This window comes from Roseateles sp. SL47, from assembly GCF_026625885.1.
Lineage (GTDB): Bacteria > Pseudomonadota > Gammaproteobacteria > Burkholderiales > Burkholderiaceae_C > Roseateles.
In genome coordinates, this window is sequence record NZ_CP113068.1 from 2,313,896 (window position 1) to 2,331,804 (window position 17,909).

The 17,909-nt window shown below is 65.0% G+C and carries 17 protein-coding genes; 15 read left to right on the plus strand and 2 right to left on the minus strand.

Annotated elements, in window-relative coordinates; translation table 11 throughout:
• The first annotated feature begins 31 nt into the window (after positions 1 to 31).
• From fabG to nagZ, 14 genes are all read left to right on the plus strand, one after another.
• Positions 32 to 769, plus strand: coding sequence for a 3-oxoacyl-ACP reductase FabG (gene fabG / locus OU995_RS10000; RefSeq protein WP_267835368.1), 738 nt, complete (start codon positions 32 to 34; stop codon positions 767 to 769).
• A gap of 213 nt (positions 770 to 982) precedes the next feature.
• Entirely contained in the window at positions 983 to 1,222 is a 240-nt protein-coding gene (gene acpP, locus OU995_RS10005; protein ID WP_267835369.1) for an acyl carrier protein, read from the plus strand.
• Positions 1,223 to 1,320: 98 nt separating this feature from the next.
• Entirely contained in the window at positions 1,321 to 2,568 is a 1,248-nt protein-coding gene (fabF, locus tag OU995_RS10010) for a beta-ketoacyl-ACP synthase II (protein ID WP_267835370.1), read from the plus strand.
• A gap of 268 nt (positions 2,569 to 2,836) precedes the next feature.
• Positions 2,837 to 3,199 (plus strand): hypothetical protein, encoded by a 363-nt coding sequence (locus tag OU995_RS10015; RefSeq protein ID WP_267835371.1) that lies wholly within the window; start codon positions 2,837 to 2,839, stop codon positions 3,197 to 3,199.
• Between the two features lie 58 nt (positions 3,200 to 3,257).
• A complete protein-coding gene (locus tag OU995_RS10020; protein ID WP_267835372.1) occupies positions 3,258 to 4,793 on the plus strand; it encodes a DegQ family serine endoprotease in 1,536 nt (511 codons plus the stop codon).
• Between the two features lie 577 nt (positions 4,794 to 5,370).
• Entirely contained in the window at positions 5,371 to 7,179 is a 1,809-nt protein-coding gene (gene lepA / locus OU995_RS10025; RefSeq protein WP_267835373.1) for a translation elongation factor 4, read from the plus strand.
• Between the two features lie 5 nt (positions 7,180 to 7,184).
• On the plus strand, positions 7,185 to 8,147 hold the full coding sequence (lepB, locus tag OU995_RS10030; RefSeq protein ID WP_267835374.1) for a signal peptidase I: 963 nt from the start codon (positions 7,185 to 7,187) through the stop codon (positions 8,145 to 8,147).
• Between the two features lie 56 nt (positions 8,148 to 8,203).
• The gene (locus OU995_RS10035; protein ID WP_267835375.1) at positions 8,204 to 8,617 is read left to right on the plus strand and encodes a DUF4845 domain-containing protein; all 414 of its coding nucleotides are present in this window, start codon (positions 8,204 to 8,206) and stop codon (positions 8,615 to 8,617) included.
• 8 nt (positions 8,618 to 8,625) lie between these two features.
• Positions 8,626 to 9,333, plus strand: a complete 708-nt coding sequence (gene rnc / locus OU995_RS10040; protein WP_267835376.1) for a ribonuclease III — start codon at positions 8,626 to 8,628, stop codon at positions 9,331 to 9,333.
• 308 nt (positions 9,334 to 9,641) lie between these two features.
• Entirely contained in the window at positions 9,642 to 10,553 is a 912-nt protein-coding gene (era, locus tag OU995_RS10045; RefSeq protein ID WP_267836231.1) for a GTPase Era, read from the plus strand.
• A 73-nt stretch (positions 10,554 to 10,626) separates the two neighbouring features.
• Entirely contained in the window at positions 10,627 to 11,373 is a 747-nt protein-coding gene (gene recO, locus OU995_RS10050; RefSeq protein ID WP_267835377.1) for a DNA repair protein RecO, read from the plus strand.
• A 15-nt stretch (positions 11,374 to 11,388) separates the two neighbouring features.
• Positions 11,389 to 12,174 (plus strand): pyridoxine 5'-phosphate synthase, encoded by a 786-nt coding sequence (locus OU995_RS10055; RefSeq protein ID WP_267835378.1) that lies wholly within the window; start codon positions 11,389 to 11,391, stop codon positions 12,172 to 12,174.
• Between the two features lie 98 nt (positions 12,175 to 12,272).
• Positions 12,273 to 12,668, plus strand: a complete 396-nt coding sequence (gene acpS, locus OU995_RS10060) for a holo-ACP synthase (protein WP_267835379.1) — start codon at positions 12,273 to 12,275, stop codon at positions 12,666 to 12,668.
• A 60-nt stretch (positions 12,669 to 12,728) separates the two neighbouring features.
• On the plus strand, positions 12,729 to 13,814 hold the full coding sequence (gene nagZ, locus OU995_RS10065) for a beta-N-acetylhexosaminidase (RefSeq protein WP_267835380.1): 1,086 nt from the start codon (positions 12,729 to 12,731) through the stop codon (positions 13,812 to 13,814).
• An 80-nt stretch (positions 13,815 to 13,894) separates the two neighbouring features.
• Here nagZ and OU995_RS10070 read toward each other — a convergent pair whose 3' ends face one another.
• Positions 13,895 to 15,118, minus strand: coding sequence for an MFS transporter (locus OU995_RS10070; RefSeq protein ID WP_267835381.1), 1,224 nt, complete (start codon positions 15,116 to 15,118; stop codon positions 13,895 to 13,897).
• A gap of 170 nt (positions 15,119 to 15,288) precedes the next feature.
• Here OU995_RS10070 and OU995_RS10075 point away from each other — a divergent pair, with 170 nt between their 5' ends.
• Complete coding sequence (locus OU995_RS10075) at positions 15,289 to 16,269, plus strand: LysR family transcriptional regulator (RefSeq protein WP_267835382.1); 981 nt, start codon at positions 15,289 to 15,291, stop codon at positions 16,267 to 16,269.
• Here the strand turns inward: OU995_RS10075 and OU995_RS10080 are convergent, their stop codons facing one another.
• Complete coding sequence (locus tag OU995_RS10080; protein WP_267836232.1) at positions 16,270 to 17,790, minus strand: oligopeptide:H+ symporter; 1,521 nt, start codon at positions 17,788 to 17,790, stop codon at positions 16,270 to 16,272.
• Between the last annotated feature and the right edge of the window lie 119 nt (positions 17,791 to 17,909).

A 17,909-nucleotide genomic window follows, 5' to 3' on the forward strand; every position in this document is an offset into this window, starting at 1 on the left:
CGCATCAAGCTGAACAAAGCTGAGGATCCCCATGAGTGAAAGCAAGCAAGTTGCATTGGTCACCGGCGCCAGCCGCGGCATCGGCCGTTCCCTTGCCCTGACCCTGGCCCAGAAGGGCTTCACCGTCATCGGCACCGCCACGAGCGAGTCCGGTGCCCAATCCATCACCGAGGCGCTGCAGCCGCTGGGCGGCCGTGGTGTGGTCCTCAATGTGAATGATGGCGCCGCCGTGGAAGCCCTGGTGGATGCCATCACCAAGCAGGACGGTGGGCTGCAGGTGCTGGTCAACAATGCCGGCATCACCCGGGACATGCTGTCGATGCGCATGAAGGATGAAGACTGGGACGCCGTCCTGGACACCAACCTCAAGGCCGTGTTCCGCGCCAGCCGCGCGGTCATGCGCACGATGATGAAGCAGCGTTATGGCCGCATCATCAACATCACCTCGGTGGTGGGCGCCTCCGGCAATGCCGGCCAGGCCAACTATGCAGCGGCCAAGGCCGGTGTCGCGGGCATGACGCGTGCCCTGGCACGGGAGCTGGGCAGCCGCAACGTCACCGTGAACTGCGTGGCGCCCGGCTTCATTGCCACCGACATGACCGAGGTGCTGCCGGAGGCCCAGAAGGCCGCTTTGCTGGCACAGATCCCGCTGGGCCGCCTGGGTGACCCGTCCGAAATTGCCAGTGCGGTCGCCTTCCTGGCCTCTGCCGAAGCCGGCTACATCACCGGCTCCGAACTGCATGTCAATGGCGGCATGTACATGAGCTGAGGGCCTGGCCCCATCCGTTTTTTCAGAATCGTGGTGCCCGCCCCCAAGGGGTGGGTACCCACCGGATTCACCCGGCCGGTGTAGGGCTGATAGAGTCCGAGCGCGTTCACGTTCCCAAAGGAACCGATCGCCTCGGGGGCGCCGAAACTTAGAGGCGCCACTCTAAGGCCTTAGAATCCCGGGTTGTTCTAGCAAACCCCTCCTGGAGGAGTCATGAGCGATATCGAAGCACGTGTCAAGAAAATCATCGCCGAGCAGCTCGGCGTGCCTGAAGCCGATGTGACCAATGAAAAGGCCTTCGTCGCCGATCTGGGCGCTGATTCTCTGGACACCGTGGAACTGGTGATGGCCCTGGAAGACGAGTTCGGCATCGAGATCCCGGACGAGGAAGCCGAAAAGATCACCACCGTTCAGCTGGCGATCGACTACGCCGTCAAGCACCAAAAGACTTGATGAAGGGCCCGGAAGGCCCTGGCGCCTTCCCCCTTCCCGGGCGCGCTCTTGTAGCGCAGTCCCGAGGCGTTCCCGCAGTATCACTTCAGTCATAGAGCATGAGCCGTCGTCGCGTCGTCGTCACCGGTCTTGGCCTGATCAGTCCCGTGGGTAACACGGTCGAGCAGGGCTGGGCCAATATCGTGGCTGGTCAATCCGGCATTGATCACATCACCCGGTTTGATGCCAGCAACCTGGCCTGTCAGTTCGCGGGCGAGGTCAAGGGCTTCAACGTGGAGGAGTACTTCTCCGCGAAGGAAGCGCGGCACATGGACACCTTCATCCATTACGGTCTGGCGGCTTCGCTGCAGGCCGTCCGGGATGCAGGTCTGCCCACTGGTGAGGCCCTGCAGCCCGAACTGGCCGAACGCATTGGCGTGCTGGTCGGCTCCGGCATCGGCGGCCTGCCCATGATTGAAGAGACCCATGCGGAGCTGACCTCGCGTGGCCCCCGCCGCATCTCGCCGTTCTTCGTGCCGGCTTCGATCATCAACATGATCTCCGGTCACGTGTCCATCCAGTGCGGCTTCAAGGGCCCGAACCTGGCCATCGTCACGGCCTGCACCACCGGTCTGCACAGCATCGGTCAGGCAGGGCGCATGATCGAGGCCGGTGATGCGGACGTCATGGTGGCCGGCGGTGCCGAATCCACCGTGTCGCCGCTGGGTGTCGGTGGCTTCGCCGCAGCCCGCGCACTCTCCACCCGCAACGACGACCCCAAGACCGCGTCCCGCCCCTGGGACAAGGATCGTGACGGCTTTGTGCTGGGCGAGGGCGCTGGTGTGCTGGTGCTGGAAGAATACGAACACGCCAAGAAGCGTGGCGCCAAGATCTATGCGGAACTGGTGGGCTTCGGCATGAGCGCCGATGCTTATCACATGACCGCACCGGATGTGGACGGCCCGACCCGCTCCATGCGCAATGCCCTGCGCAATGCCGGTCTGAACCCCGACCAGATCCAATACATGAATGCCCACGGCACCTCCACGCCGCTGGGGGATGCCAACGAGACCAACGCCATCAAGCAGGCCTTTGGCGGCCATGCCAAGAACGGACTGGTGGTGTCGTCCACCAAGTCGATGACCGGCCACCTGCTGGGCGGCGCCGGCGGCATCGAATCGGTGTTCACCGTCAAGGCGATCCACGACCAAATCGCCCCGCCGACGATCAACATCTTCAACCAGGATCCCGCCTGCGACCTGGACTACTGCGCCAATGAAGCGCGCAAGATGCCTATCGAATACGCCGCGAAGAACAACTTCGGTTTTGGCGGTACCAACGGCACCCTGATCTTCAAGCGGGTGTAAGCAGGCCCTGCGCGGTGGCACCATGACCGCGCAGGCACGCACTGCATCTGCCGCCCCCTCGAAGGGCGCCCGACGCCGGGTCCATCGTCATGCGATGGCCCGGCGTTTTTCATGTCCGCCGGATCCGGTGTGGCGGCTGGTCCATGATCTGATCTGTGCCGTTGGGTTCGGCGCGGCAGGGTGGGCGGGGCTGATGCATTGGAGCGCGTTGGACGGCGCCGTGGTCCCCGGAGGCCGGGCGGCCTTGGGCGCAGCGGGTGTGGCGGCCATGATCGTGTGGCTGCTGGCGCGGCAATGGCAGATCCGGCGCGTGGCCCGCGCCGTGCGGGGCGGTGTCCAGGGCCTGCGCTGGGATCAGCAGCAGTGGTGGTGGCAACCTGCGGGTGCGTCGCTTGCCGGATCGGACGCGGCAGCCAAGGGTGTCGCCTCAGCTGTTGAGGTGCCGGTCCAGATGCCCGTGCAGGTTCAGGTTCAGGTGCTGCTCGATCTCGAACGCTGGATGTTGCTGCGGCTGGTGCCCTCCGGAAGTGGCTGGCGGTTCTGGCGGCATCGGCTGCTGCCGATGTCGCGGCGACAGCAGGGCGGCCACTGGTCGTTACTGCGGATTCACCTCTTCATGGCACGAACCTGAGCAATTCCGTGCATGATGTACCTTCTGTCCCACTGATCTGCTCCTGACGCGAGTCTTCATGTCCAACACGTTCCGTCATCTTGCCCTGGCGCTTGCAGGCGCCGCTGCGCTGCAGGCGCCTTTGCATGGGCTGGCCCAGCCGGCAGCTCCGGTGGCCACGCCGCCTGCTGCACCCGCTTCCGGTCCGGCCTTGCCGGCCGCACCCCTGCCGGACCTGGCGCGTGCGCTGCCGGACTTCAGTGTGCTGGTGGAGCTGGCAGGCCCGGCCGTGGTCAACATCCGGACCTCGGAAAAGATCAAGGTCAGCCCGAATGCCCAGCTGGATGAGCAGATGCGCGAATTCCTGCGCCGCTTTGGCATCCCGGTGCCGCAGCAGCGCAAGGGAGCGCCTGCACCGAATACGCCGGCCCCGGATGACGATGATGACGATGGCGATGACGATGCTTCTCCCCAGCGTCGCGGCCTGGGCTCCGGTTTTGTGATCGGCGCCGACGGTTATGTCATGACCAATGCCCATGTGGTGGACGAAGCCGATGAGGTGATGGTCACCCTCACCGACAAGCGCGAATTCAAGGCCAAGGTGGTGGGGCTGGATCGCCGCACCGACGTGGCCGTGCTCAAGATCGACGCCACCGGTCTGCCCATGCTGCGCATGGGGGATGTCGGCAAGCTGAAGGTGGGTGAGTGGGTGATGGCCATCGGCTCGCCCTTTGGTTTCGACAACACCGTGACCGCTGGCATCGTCAGCGCCAAGGCACGCGACACCGGGGACCTGCTTCCGCTCATCCAGACCGATGTGGCCATCAATCCCGGCAACTCCGGTGGCCCGCTGCTGAACCTGCGCGGCGAGGTGGTGGGCATCAACTCGCAGATCTACAGCCAGTCCGGCGGCTTCATGGGCATCTCCTTCGCGATCCCCATCGACGAAGCCATGCGTGTGGCCGATCAACTGCGCAGCAAGGGCCGGGTCACCCGCGGCATGCTGGGCGTTTATCCGGACGACCTGACCAAGGAAGTCGCAGAAGCGATCGGCCTGGGCAAGCCGCAAGGCGCGCTGGTCACCCGCATCACAGCCGGCGGCCCCGGTGAGAAGGCCGGCCTGGAACTGGGCGACGTCATCACCCGCTTCAACGGCAAGCCGGTGGAAAAGGCTGTGGACCTGCGGCGCCTGGCCGCTGCCACCCCGCCCGGCACCAAGGTGCCGATGCAGGTGTTCCGTCGCGGCAGCTACAAGGACCTCCATGCCACGCTGGAAGCCTTGCCGGATGACCGCTCGGCACCCACGCCCGAACCCGAGGCCCCGGTGCAGACCGGCGCCCAGGCCTGGGGCCTGATCGTCAGTGAACTGACCGATGCCCAGCGCAAGGAACTCAAGCTCAGTGCGGGTATCAAGATCGATGCAGTGGATGGCTCCGCCGCCCGCGCCGGCCTGCGTCCAGGCGACCTGATCCTCTCGGTGACCAACACCGAGATCAAGACGCTCAAGCAGTTCCAGGCGGTACTGGCCAAGGTCGACAAGACCAAGCCGCTGCAGATGCTGGTCCGTCGAGGCGACGCGGTGACCTTCGTGGTGCTGAAGCCGGGCAAGGGCTAATCAAGCCGGTGGTGGGTGTCTGTCAGGGTAAACCCTCAAGGCTCGACTTCAACCCACCGCCCATCTGGGGCTTTCCGTCATGCGGAATCCGCAGCCGCTCTGCGAGCACACTCTGCACACCTTCTGTCGGTTGGTGCTCGCTAGCGGTTGTGACCAACCCGGGGGATTGATGCTGCCCTCCGCTACAATCGCACCGCGTCCGGCTCCCTTTGTAGCCATCCCGGCAGTGAATCAAGACGGCCCCCTCAACGGCCAGAATGATCCACAGGATGTCCTCAAGCTTTTGTGGATAACCTGTTGAAAAAATTCCTGTTGGCGAAGGGCAACGCCCGCAAAGCTCGCATCCATGCGGTTTTCAGGGCGGCCCTTTTGGCTACAATGAAAGCCCAACAAGCAGTTGCCATACGTTTTGTTGGAAGGCGCGTCACCGTTTCGACGTGCCTTTTTTTTATGTCCCGTATGTTCCGTGGGGGCCCACAAACGGCCTTCGCTTCGCCGCCATCCAGCGGGCTCGGGAGCCGTTCCATGTGCGGCCTCTTCCCGGCAGCTTCCCTGTCTGCGGCCTCCGACTGAGTCCATGAACCACATCCGCAACTTCTCCATCATTGCCCACATCGATCACGGCAAGAGCACCCTGGCCGATCGCATCATTCAGCGCTGCGGGGGGCTGTCGGATCGGGAAATGGAAGCGCAGGTGCTGGACTCGATGGACATCGAGCGTGAGCGCGGCATCACCATCAAGGCGCAGACCGCTGCGCTGCAATACAAGGCGCGTGATGGCCAGGTCTACAACCTGAACCTGATCGACACCCCGGGGCACGTCGACTTCTCTTATGAAGTGAGCCGCTCACTCTCCGCCTGCGAGGGGGCGCTGCTGGTGGTGGACGCCAGCCAGGGCGTGGAAGCGCAGACCGTGGCCAACTGCTACACCGCGCTGGAGCTTGGCGTGGAAGTGGTGCCCGTGCTCAACAAGATGGACCTGCCGCAGGCCAACCCGGAAGGGGCCAAGGCGGAGATCGAGGACGTGATCGGCATCGATGCCACTGACGCCATTCCGTGCTCGGCCAAGACCGGCATGGGCGTGGACGAGATCCTGGAAGCGATCATCGCCCGCATGCCGGCACCCAAGGGTGTGGTGGAAGCGCCGCTGCGCGCCATGATCATCGACTCCTGGTTCGACAACTACGTCGGCGTGGTGATGCTGGTCCGTGTGGTGGACGGCACGCTGCGCAAGGGCGAGCGCATCCGCATGATGGCCACCGACGCCGTCTACCCGGCCGAACACCTGGGGGTGTTCACCCCCAAGTCCGAGCCGCGTGACCGGCTCAATGCGGGCGAGGTGGGTTTCATCATTGCCGGCATCAAGGAACTGGCGGCGGCCAAGGTGGGTGACACCATCACCGTCGAAAAGAAGCAGCCCAACAACCTGGGCCCGGCGACCGAGGCCTTGCCGGGTTTCAAGGAAATCCAGCCCCAGGTGTTTGCCGGTCTCTACCCGACCGAAGCCAGCGAATACGACCAGCTCCGCGACGCGCTGGAAAAGCTCAAGCTCAATGACGCCTCGCTGCGGTTTGAACCGGAAGTCTCCCAGGCGCTGGGTTTCGGTTTCCGCTGCGGCTTCCTGGGCCTGCTGCACATGGAAATCGTGCAGGAGCGTCTGGAACGGGAATTCGACCAGGATCTGATCACCACCGCCCCTAGCGTGGTGTATGAAGTGCAGCTGAACGACGGCGAAATCATCGAGGTGGAAAACCCCTCCAAGATGCCGGAGCAGAGCAAGATCGGCGAGATCCGTGAGCCGATCGTCACCGTGCATCTGTACATGCCGCAGGAATACGTGGGCCCGGTCATGACCCTGGCCAACCAGAAGCGCGGCGTGCAGCTGAACATGGCCTATCACGGCCGCCAGGTGATGCTCACCTATGAAATCCCGCTGGCCGAGATCGTGCTGGACTTCTTCGACAAGCTGAAGTCCGTGTCGCGGGGTTATGCCTCCATGGACTACGAGTTCAAGGAATATCGCGCCTCGGACGTGGTGAAGGTGGACATGCTGATCAACGGCGACCGCATTGATGCCTTGTCCCTGATCGTCCACCGCTCGCAGTCCCAATACCGCGGCCGCCAGGTGGCAGCGAAGATGCGCGAAATCATTCCGCGCCAGATGTACGACGTGGCCATCCAGGCGGCCATCGGCGCCAACATCATCTCGCGGGAGAACATCAAGGCGCTGCGCAAGAACGTGCTGGCAAAATGCTATGGCGGCGACATCACCCGCAAACGCAAGCTGCTGGAAAAGCAGAAGGCGGGCAAGAAGCGGATGAAACAAATCGGTTCGGTGGAGGTGCCGCAAGAAGCCTTCCTGGCCATCCTCCAAGTCGAAGAATGAACGCGATGAGTGCACTGACCGGGCTGCTGTATGCCGCCCTGATCGCCTACCTGGGCGGCTGGTTCTCGGGCTACTGGAACGGCAATTTCTCGCTGTTGCTGTTTGTGCTGACGCTGGTGACGCTGGGTTACTGGACGGCCGAACGCTTTTATTTCCAGCCGGCACGCCGGCGCCAGGCGCAGATCGCTGCGGACGCCTGGGAGAAGGAGCAGCGCTGGCGCGGTGCCGAACTCACGCCCGGCGCCCGCGACGTGATCGCCGAGCCGCACCTGCGCCAGCCCTGGTGGCTGGACTGGACCGCCGGCCTGTTCCCGGTCATTCTCATCGTCTTCCTGTTGCGCTCCTTCCTCTTCGAGCCCTTCAAGATTCCATCCGGCTCCATGGTCCCGACGCTGTTGATCGGTGACCTGATCCTGGTCAACAAGTTCCACTACGGCATCCGCCTGCCGGTGATCAACAAGAAGATCATCAGCAACCATGATGTCGAGCGGGGCGATGTGGTGGTGTTTCGCTATCCGCTGAACCCGGGCGTGGACTACATCAAGCGCGCCGTCGGCGTGCCCGGCGACGAAATCCGCTACGTCAATCAGAAACTGTATGTGAACGGCACGATGGTGCCGACGCAGTCCCAGGGCGACTTCTTTGATGACGACCCCAGCTCGATGCGCATCCGTCCGATGTTCACCGAGAAGCTGGGTCGGGTGGAACACAAGATTCTGGTGGACCCGCAACCGCGGGGCCCGCTCAACCCGATCGCCCAATTCCCCTACCTGCAAAATTGCACCTACACGCTGGAAGGTGTGACCTGCAAGGTGCCGCAGGGCCATTACTTCATGATGGGCGATAACCGCGACAACTCGCAGGATTCCCGCTATTGGGGATTCGTGCCGGATGAGAACATCGTGGGCAAGGCCTTTGTGGTCTGGATGAATTTCGGGAATCTCAAACGCATCGGCAGCATCCAGTAACGACGGATTGCGGCACGATGCCGGATACTGAACAACGAAGATTGGGAGCACTTGCAATGACCGGGGCCAGCCACACCACCACCGCCACTGACATCCACCCAGCGCCTCGCCGCGCACCGGCCGGCCACCGCCAACGCGGCATCAGCCTGTTCGGCCTGCTGTTCTGGGGGGTGATCCTGGCCTTCCTGGCCGTGGTGGGCATGCGGGTGGCCCCCACGGTGATGGAATACTTCACCATCCTGAAGGCCGTGGAAAAAATTGCCAGCAGCGGCCCTTCGTCGGTCAGTGATGCGCGCGCGGCATTTGCCCGTACGCAGGAAATTGAATACTCCATCGTCAGCATCAAGCCGAACGATCTGGTCATCACCAAGCGCGAAGAGAAGGTGAAGATCAGTTTTGCCTACGACAAGGAAGTGTCGCTGGGCGGCCCGGTGTATCTGCTGATCAAATACAAGGGCGAAACCCGCTGAGGATGCCGATGACCCCCCAAGCGCTCGATGCACTCCAGCAACGACTGGGCTACCGCTTCACCAAGGCGGAGCTGCTCCAGCGTGCGCTGACGCATCGAAGCTTCGGGCAGCAGCACAACGAGCGCCTGGAGTTCCTGGGCGACGCGGTGCTGAATCTGGCGGTGTCGGCCCTGCTCTACGAGCGTTTTGCCGGCTCCGACGAAGGGGACCTCACCCGCATCCGTGCGCACCTGGTGCGCGAGGACAGCCTGCACAAGCTGGCCCTGCAACTGCAGATGCCGGCCACCCTGCGCATGAGCGAGGGGGAGGCCCGGGGCGGTGGCGGCCAGCGTCCGTCCATCCTGGCGGATGCGCTGGAAGCCGTCATCGGTGCGGCCTTTCTGGATGGTGGCTACCAGGCCGCCAACGACATCGTCCGTGGTCTGCTGGGCGACCTCATCTCCGGCAGCGGCATCGATCAATGGGCCAAGGACGCCAAGACTGCGTTGCAGGAATGGTTGCAGGCGCGCAAGCTGCCGGTGCCGGTCTACCGCATCGTCGAAACACGCGGCCAGGCCCATGCCCAAACTTTTACCGTTGAATGCCAGGTGCCTGCGCTCAGCCTGGCGCGGACTGGCGACGGCCGCTCCCGCCGCATGGCGGAGCAGGAAGCAGCCCGGCAGCTCCTGGACGAGCTGCTGGCTGGCGACAAGCCCGGCACCGGCTTGCGCGACTAATCAAAGGCATTTCCATGAACAGAACCTCTCGCGGCGGCCCGGTCTCCGGACCGGCTGCTACTGAACCGACCGCGCTTGACGGCAAGCCGGATGACGCCCTGCCTGCGGCCCGCGATGCGACCCATACTGCGGCTGAACACCAGGACCTCCAAGGCCATGCGCGTGATGATGCGGATGATGTGGCGGATGTCGAGGATGTCGAAGATGAGGGCGATCACACGCAGGACGCTGAGCATGACAGCGATGACGATGACAGCGATGAGGACGACCACAACGAGGACAACAGCGCCTCCAGCGTCCGCGGCGGCATCGGTGCACCGCCGGTGCAGGTCTACGAGGGGGATGCCCGTTGCGGGCTGATTGCCATCGTCGGCCGGCCCAATGTGGGCAAGTCCACGCTGCTCAACGCCCTGGTCGGACAGAAGGTGTCCATCACCTCCAAGAAGGCCCAGACCACGCGCCACCGCATCACCGGCGTGCGCACCGTTGAAGAAGCGCAGTTCGTTTTTGTGGATACCCCTGGCTTCCAGACCCGCCACAGCTCCGCCCTCAACCGCAACCTGAACCGTACGGTGCAGGGCGTGCTGTCGGATGTGGACCTGGTGCTGTTTGTGGTGGAAGCCGGCCGCTTCGGCCTGGATGACGCCAAGGTGCTGTCCCTGCTGCCGCAGGACAAGCCGGTGGTGCTGATTGCCAACAAGCTGGATGCCGTCACCCGCCGTGCGGAGCTGATGCCCTGGCTCAAGAGCATGCAGGAGCGCCGCAACTTCAGCGAATTCGTGCCCTTGTCCGCCCGCAAGGATGCGGATGTGCAGCGCCTGTTCCAGATCCTCAAGCCTTATCTGCCCAACCAGGAGTGGTTCTACGACGAGGACGCGCTGACCGACCGCAGCGAGAAGTTCCTGGCCAGTGAAATGATCCGCGAGAAGCTCTTCCGCCTCACCGGCGACGAGCTGCCCTACAGCGCGACGGTGATCATTGACCGCTGGGAAGAAGAGGGCAACCTGCGCCGCATCTCTGCCACCATCGTGGTGGAGCGGGATGCGCAGAAGGGCATGATCATCGGCGCGGGCGGTGAACGCCTGAAGCGGATCGGCTCGGAAGCCCGTCAGGAGCTGGAAACGCTGATGGATGCCCGTGTTTTCCTGGAGCTGTGGGTCAAGGTGCGCTCCGGCTGGGCGGATTCAGAAGAGCATCTGCGCAGCTACGGTTATGAGTGACCGCCGGGGGTGCTCCCGGAATGCGGGCTGACCCCATGTCCGCCGCTCGTTTGAACCACCTGCCGAGGCGCTGATGGTGTGGGGATATGTGCTTCACCATTACGACTGGAGCGAAACCAGCCTGGTGCTGGATCTCTTCACGCGTGATCACGGCCGCCTGGCGGTGGTGGCCAAGGGCGCCAAGCGGCCCTATTCGCAGCTGCGCAGCGTGCTGCTGCCTTTCCTGCGGCTGCAAGTGACCTTGAGCAAGCCCTCCAAGATGAATGAGGAGGGGGCTGCGGAAGTGCGCACGCTGCGAGGCGCCGAATGGGTGGGCGGCCAGACGCTGCCGACGGGCGCGGCCCTGTTCAGCGGGTATTACGTCAATGAGCTGCTGCTCAAGTTCCTGCCCCGGCAAGACCCGCAGCCGGCGCTGTTTGACGCCTATGCGGACCTGATGCCGCAACTGCAATCCGGCGATGGCGCCCAGAGTGCGCTGAGGGCCTTCGAGCTGCGCCTGCTGGCCGATTGCGGCCTGCTGCCCGATCTCAGCGTTTTGGCCACGACCCAGACGGCCCTGGAGCCGGAACGCCTGTACATGCTCTCGCCGGAATCCGGTGTGATCGTGCCCACGCAGGACGCACCGCAACTCAGCGGCCAAGCGCTGGTGCACCTGCAGGCGGCGCTGATGCATGGCAGCATGGAGGCCTTGCGCGCTGCTTGTGACCAGGCAGGTTCCTCTCTCAAGCCCTTGCTGCGGGCGCTGCTTCACTATCATCTGGGGCATCGGCCGCTGCGAACGCGGCAGGTGCTGCTGGACGTCCAGAAGCTGCTGAACTGAACGGAAAGTGTTTGCATGAATCCCTTGATGGCCCCTGAGGGCTCCCGCCATGACGCGCGCTGCGCGCTCTCCGTCAACGTCAACAAGGTGGCCCTGCTGCGCAACACGCGGCACCTGGGCATTCCCAGCGTTACCCGGGCGGCCCAGCTGTGCCTGGAAGCCGGGGCGCAGGGCATCACCGTGCATCCCCGTCCCGACGGGCGGCACATCCGTGACCACGATGTACGGGAACTGGCGGCGCTGTTGAAAGCATGGCCGCAGGCGGAATACAACATCGAGGGCAACCCGACCCAGAACCTGATGGATTTCATTCGTGAAACCCGCCCCCATCAGGCGACCTTCGTGCCGGACAGCGAAGACCAGTTCACTTCGGACCACGGCTGGAATCTCCCTGCGGATGCCGAACGGCTGCGGCCCATGATTGCCGAGTGCAAATCCCTGGGCGTGCGGGTGAGCCTGTTCATGGACCCGGTCCCGGAAGCGATGCCGCATGTGGCGGCACTTGGCGCGGACCGCATCGAGCTCTACACCGAGACCTGGGCCAGCGCCTTCGGGACGGACCGGGAAGCCGCCGTGCTGGCAGGCTTCACCGCCACGGCGCGTGCGGCTCTGGCCCAGGGCCTGGCCATCAATGCCGGCCATGACCTCAACCGGGAGAACCTCACCCGCTTCCTGCGGGAAGTGCCCGGCGTGGCGGAGGTGTCCATCGGCCATGCCCTGGTGGCGGATGCGCTGGAGCTGGGTTATGCCGAGGCGGTCCGTGACTACCAGCGTTGCATTCAGCGCGCGTACGTTGGCTGAGGCTGGCTGACACTGACTGACACCGGCTGAGGCCGGCCGACGTCGACTGCCGCCGACTACCGCGCGTCCGCCCCAGCTGAACTGATCAAGGACACACAATGATCTATGGCATTGGTACCGACATCTGCGACATCCGCCGCATCCGCGACACCTTCGAGCGGCGCGGCGAGCGCTTCGCCGCCAAGGTGCTGGGGCCGCATGAAATGACCGTGTTCCAGGACCGGTTCGCCCGCGTGCCCGCCCGGGGCATTGCTTATCTCGCCACGCGCTTCTCGGCCAAGGAGGCCTTCTCCAAGGCGATTGGTCTGGGCATGCGCATGCCCATGACCTGGCGGGATTGCGAAGTGGTCAAGGCGCCCAGCGGCAAACCCGATATCCGCCTGCACAACGCGCTGGCCACCTGGTTCGAAGCCAAGGGCCTGACCGCCCACGTGACCGTCACTGACGAAACCGAATATGCCGCCGCCTTCGTGGTGGTGGAAACGCGCGACTGACCCTGCCGCCCCGGGTCCGCCGCCTGCCGATGGACCATTGGCTCTTCTTCTGGACCCCCCATGACCGAATCCCTGCACGCCCCCGTCATTCTCGACATTGCCGGCACCACGCTGACCGCAGATGACCGTCGCCGCCTGGCGCATCCGCTGACGGGGGGGCTGATCCTGTTCGCCCGCCACTTCGACAATCGCGCCCAACTGACCGCTCTGTGCGCGGAAGCCAAGTCCATCCGGCCGGATCTGCTCATCGGGGTGGATCAGGAAGGCGGTCGTGTGCAGCGTTTCCGCACCGACGGTTTCACCGCTTTGCCGGCCATGCGCAGCCTGGGTGAGCTGTGGATGGACGATGCGATGCGTGCCGTGCAGGCCGCCACGGCCACCGGCCTGGTGCTGGCGCTGGAATTGCGTGCCTGCGGCGTCGACATGAGTTTTGCGCCGGTGCTGGACCTGGACCATGAAGACGATGCCCGCCAGTCCCGCAGCCCGGTCATCGGCTCGCGCAGCTTCCATCGCGACCCTCGGGTGGTGAGCCTGCTGGGGCAGAGCCTGATGCAAGGCCTGGCCCTGGCGGGCATGGCCAGCTGCGGCAAGCATTTCCCGGGGCATGGGTTCGTCTCGGCCGATTCCCATGTGGACGTGCCGGTGGACGGCCGCAGCCTCAAGGCCATCCTGGCCGAAGATGCCCGTCCGTTTGAATGGCTCAGCCTCAGCCTGTCCGCCGTGATGCCGGCGCATGTGGTCTATCGCAAGGTGGACAGCCGCCCGGCCGGTTTCAGCCGCCGCTGGCTGCAGGAGATTCTTCGTGAGCGCCTGGGGTTTGCCGGCGCAGTCTTCAGTGACGACCTGGGCATGGCGGGCGCGCGTGTCATCGAAGGCCGGCCGGTGGGCTTCACCGAAGCGGCGCTGGCCGCCTTGGAGGCCGGGTGCGATCTGGTGCTGCTGTGCAACCAGAGCCTGGAAGCGGGCGGCGAGGCGATCGACGAACTGCTGGAGGGCCTCACGCAGGCTCAGGCCGATGGCCGTTGGGCGCCAGCCATCGACAGCGAAGCGCGGCGTGCGGCCTTGCTGCCGCAGTCCGCGCCGCTGACCTGGGACGAGCTGATGCTCGCCCCGCGTTATCTGGAAGCACTGGCCCGGCTTCCCTGAGGGGACATCACCGGCACGCTGCCGGAATGCCCTGCAGCCCTGCAGCCCTGCAGCCATGAATGCGCCGCAGGGCGCTCCGATCACTCCTTGTCTGCCGTCAGACGCAACACCAGCGTCACCAGGCTCGCAAAGGTGGCCAGTGCGGTCACCCCCACCCAGCCCAGATGGCTCAGCAACAGGCTGCCCAGCGCGGCGCCCGTGGCCATGCCGATGAACATGCCGGTGAAGAGGATGGCGTTCAGGCGGCTGCGGGCGGCGGGGTCCAACCCATACACGATGGTCTGGTGGGCCACCAGCACGGCTTGCACGCCGAAGTCGAAGACGATGGCCAGCACCACCAGCAGCACCAGGGCGGAGCTGCGGTCCAGCAGCGGTGTGATCGACATCACCGCAAACGACACGGCGGTGAGCAGGGCGCCGATCTGCGTCACCATGCCCGGGCCGCGCTTGTCGGCCACCCGGCCGGCCAGCGGGGCCGCCAGGGCGCCTGCAGCACCTGCCAGCCCGAAGGCACCGGAGACGGCGCTACCCAGGCCATAACGATGGTGCAGCATCACCGCCAGGGTGGACCAGAAGGCGCTGAAGGCCAGCGACAACATGCCCTGGGCCATCGTGGCCCGGCGCAGCGCGGGATAGGCACGCCAGAGGCCGCCGAGTGAGCGCATCAGGGCCGGGTAGGTCGTTGCCACTGGCGGACGCACGGACGGCAGCAGACGCCAGCTCACCAGGCCGATCACCGTCAAAGCGGCGGCAGCCAGGCCAAAGACCCACCGCCAGCCAAAGGCTTGTGCCACCACACCACTCATCACGCGCGACAGCAGGATGCCCAGCAGCAGCCCCGTCATCACCTGGCCCACGATGCGGCCCCGGTGTTCGGCAGGGCTGAGCGCGGCGGCCATCGGCACCACGTCCTGCGCGAGCGTGGCAGTCAGGCCGAGCACCGCACTGGCGATCAGGAACGGGGTGTAGGCGGGCACCAGGCCGCACAGCAGCAGGGTCACCACCAGCAGCACGAACTTGGTCAGGATGACCTTGCGGCGGTCAAACCGGTCGCCCAGCGGCGTCAACAGCAAAATGCCTGCGGCGTATCCCAGCTGGGTCAGCATCGGCACAGCGCCGATCTGGGCCGTGCTGGCGTGCAGGTCTTCCGCCAGCGGCGCCAGGATGGGCTGGCTGTAGTACAGCGACGCAGCGCCAAGACCGGCCGAGGCGGCCATCAGCACGATCAGGGCCGGGCTTGGGCTCTGTGCAGCGCCTGCGGCTGCGGGCGCGCGGGGCGTGCCGGGAAGTGGAAGGACGGACATGAAGGACCTTTCTGGATCGGAATCGAGGCGCCGGCGGTGCGGGGAGGTCAGGGGGAGCGGGCACGCCCCGGCCAGCGGGTGTGTCGTCAAAACGACTTGGAATGAATTGTTGGGAGGGGAGGGGGTCTTCAGAAGATGGCTGGCTTGCACAAGCGCTATACCCTTGGCGTATGAATGACCCGATCCGCGACCTCGGCGGCCAGGACCGCATCTCCCTCCTCCAGACCTTTTTGCAGGTGGTGGAGGCGGGCAGCTTTTCGGCGGCGGCCCAGCAACTGGGCACCACACAGCCCACGGTGAGCCGCCGCCTGCAGATGCTGGAAGCGCTGCTGGGCGCCCGGTTGGTGGAACGGTCCACGCGTGGCCTGCGGCTCACCGAAGAGGGCCGGCGATGTCTGGCCCAGGCCCGATCGCTGATCGACGGCTGGAACAGCCTCAGCGAGGACATGGGCGAGAACAACCAGCCCCTCAGTGGTCGGTTGCGGGTGCGTGTTCCCCATGCGTTTGGCCAATACCAGCTGATGGAGGTGCTGGCCCGTTTCATGAAGGACCATCCGCAGCTGTCGGTGGAATGGATGCTGCAGGACGAACTGCCCGACTTCAGCCGCGAAGCCGTGGACTGCTCGGTGGTGGTGGGGCAGGTGGAACGCCCGGAGCTGATCATGGTGCCGCTGGCCGAAGTGCCGCGCGTGCTGGTGGCTGCGCCGGAGGTGGCGGCGCGTCTGCCGGCCGACCTGCAGCACCTGGCCCCGCAGGACCTGGCCGATGCCTTGTCGCAGCAGCCCTGGCTGGCCTTGAGCACCTTCTACCGGGATGAGATCCGGATCCGTCCCCAGGGCGGCGGCGAGGTGCTGACGGTGCCGTTGAATTTCCGCTTCGGCACCGACAGCCTCTTTGCGCTGGTCGAGGCGGCCCGGCTGGGGTTGGGCGTGGCGGCCGTGTCCCACTGGGCGGTGATGGACGACCTGGCTGCCGGCCGGCTGGTGCGGGTGCTGCCCCACTGGTGTGCCATGCCGCTGCCGTTCTCGCTGGTGTTCCCGTCGCGCCGCCATCAACCGGCACGTCTGCGGGCCTTTACGGCGCTGATGCGCGAGGTGGTGCCCGCCATCCCCGGCATGCGGGCCGTGGGGGCGGGCGAGCGGCCTCGCTGATCAGTCGCGGTAGCGGTTCTGCAGGTCGTAGCTGCGGGCATACCCCGCGAACAGCAGGGCGGCGAGCAGTGCAAAGCCGGCGAAGAAGAACATCTGGAAGGCGGTCACGCTGGCGCCGGTGCTCTGGATGTAGCCGGTGACGGTCTCGCCCTTGACGCTTGCATTGGCCACCAGCACCCACAGGTTGCCGATGGTGACCGACAGGTTCCAGAAACTCGTGATCACCCCCTTCATGGCCAGGGGTGCCTGGCTGTAGGCGAATTCCAGGCCGGTGGCGGAGACCAGCACTTCACCCAGGGTGAGGATGGCGTAGGGAAGCACCTGCCACACGATGGAGACGTTCTGGCCGCCGTCGATCCACAGTTGCAGGCCGCCCACCACGATCCAGGCCACGCCGGACAGCGCGATGCCGGCGCCCATGCGGCGCAGTGCATTCAGCTTCAGGCCGGCGCGTTCCAGCAGCGGGTACAGCACCAGGTTGTTGAACGGGATCAGGATCATCACCAGCGCCGGGTTCAGCGCCTGCATCATGGACGACTTGAACCACTCCGGCTTGCTCATCTGGTCGGCCTGCAGCACCCAGGTGGAGGCCTTCTGGTCAAACAGCGACCAGAACGGCGTCACCAGCGCAAACAGCACCAGCAGGCGCAGAACGGTGCGCACCCCTTCCACCGCTTCATCCGGATGCGTGCCGCGTGCGCGGGGCAACTGGATCCAGGCGCCAATGCCGCCAAAGCCCATCAACAGCACCAGCGCGAAACAGAAGGCAATCACAAAGCCCCATTTCGGCGACATGGCCAGCGAGCCGATGGCCAGCAGGCCGCCGAAGAGGGCAATGGTCAGGCCGGGACGACCTTCGCCATCGCGGCGAGCCATCAGGGCGGTGCGGACCACCTTCAGGAAACCATGCGGATCCTGGGCAGCGGTCGGCGGCACATGCACATAGCGGCGGCGGCCGCTCCAGAAGATGGCGGTGGCGATGAACATCAGCGCGCCGGGAATGCCGAAGGCCACGCTGGCACCCAAGCGGTCCAGGAAGATGGGCATCAGCAACGAGGCAAAGAACGAGCCGAAGTTGATGATCCAGTAGAAGGCGTCAAACACCTTCTGCGCCAGTGACCGGTTGGTCTTGTCGAACTGGTCGCCGATGAAGGAACTCACCAGCGGCTTGATGCCGCCGGAGCCCAGGGCGATCAGGAAAAGGCCGGTGTAGAAACCGTGCAGGTTGTTCTCGAAGATCGCCAGGCAGGCATGGCCCGCGCAGTAGACCAGGCTGAGCCAGAAGATGGTGTTGTACTTGCCGAAGAACCGGTCGGCCAGCCATCCACCCAGCAGCGGGAAGAAGTAGACGCCGATCACGAAGGTGTGGAAGACCTCCTTGGCTTCGCCTTTGCGCAGCGGCTCCGGAATGGCCAGCAGCAGGCTGGTCATCAGGAACACCGTCAGGATGTTGCGCATGCCATAGAAGCTGAAGCGCTCGCAGCCCTCATTGGCAATGATGAAGGGGATCTGCGCAGGCATCTTCGGTGCCGCTGCTGCAGTGCTGGCGGCAGGGCCCGTGCCCAAAGGCGGGATGGAGGCGGACGATGAGCTCAAGGGGGTCTCCCGGCGGAATCATGGCCACGATGGGTGGCGTTCGA

Bases quoted from the DNA above. Each gene is read 5' to 3' on its own strand.
- fabG (WP_267835368.1), top strand. From the start codon at position 32: ATGAGTGAAAGCAAGCAAGTTGCATTGGTCACCGGCGCCAGCCGCGGC.
- acpP (WP_267835369.1), top strand. From the start codon at position 983: ATGAGCGATATCGAAGCACGTGTCAAGAAAATCATCGCCGAGCAGCTC.
- fabF (WP_267835370.1), top strand. From the start codon at position 1,321: ATGAGCCGTCGTCGCGTCGTCGTCACCGGTCTTGGCCTGATCAGTCCC.
- OU995_RS10015 (WP_267835371.1), top strand. From the start codon at position 2,837: ATGATCGTGTGGCTGCTGGCGCGGCAATGGCAGATCCGGCGCGTGGCC.
- OU995_RS10020 (WP_267835372.1), top strand. From the start codon at position 3,258: ATGTCCAACACGTTCCGTCATCTTGCCCTGGCGCTTGCAGGCGCCGCT.
- lepA (WP_267835373.1), top strand. From the start codon at position 5,371: ATGAACCACATCCGCAACTTCTCCATCATTGCCCACATCGATCACGGC.
- lepB (WP_267835374.1), top strand. From the start codon at position 7,185: ATGAGTGCACTGACCGGGCTGCTGTATGCCGCCCTGATCGCCTACCTG.
- OU995_RS10035 (WP_267835375.1), top strand. From the start codon at position 8,204: ATGACCGGGGCCAGCCACACCACCACCGCCACTGACATCCACCCAGCG.
- rnc (WP_267835376.1), top strand. From the start codon at position 8,626: ATGACCCCCCAAGCGCTCGATGCACTCCAGCAACGACTGGGCTACCGC.
- recO (WP_267835377.1), top strand. From the start codon at position 10,627: ATGGTGTGGGGATATGTGCTTCACCATTACGACTGGAGCGAAACCAGC.
- OU995_RS10055 (WP_267835378.1), top strand. From the start codon at position 11,389: ATGAATCCCTTGATGGCCCCTGAGGGCTCCCGCCATGACGCGCGCTGC.
- acpS (WP_267835379.1), top strand. From the start codon at position 12,273: ATGATCTATGGCATTGGTACCGACATCTGCGACATCCGCCGCATCCGC.
- nagZ (WP_267835380.1), top strand. From the start codon at position 12,729: ATGACCGAATCCCTGCACGCCCCCGTCATTCTCGACATTGCCGGCACC.
- OU995_RS10070 (WP_267835381.1), bottom strand. From the start codon at position 15,118: ATGTCCGTCCTTCCACTTCCCGGCACGCCCCGCGCGCCCGCAGCCGCA.
- OU995_RS10075 (WP_267835382.1), top strand. From the start codon at position 15,289: ATGAATGACCCGATCCGCGACCTCGGCGGCCAGGACCGCATCTCCCTC.
- OU995_RS10080 (WP_267836232.1), bottom strand. From the start codon at position 17,790: ATGCCTGCGCAGATCCCCTTCATCATTGCCAATGAGGGCTGCGAGCGC.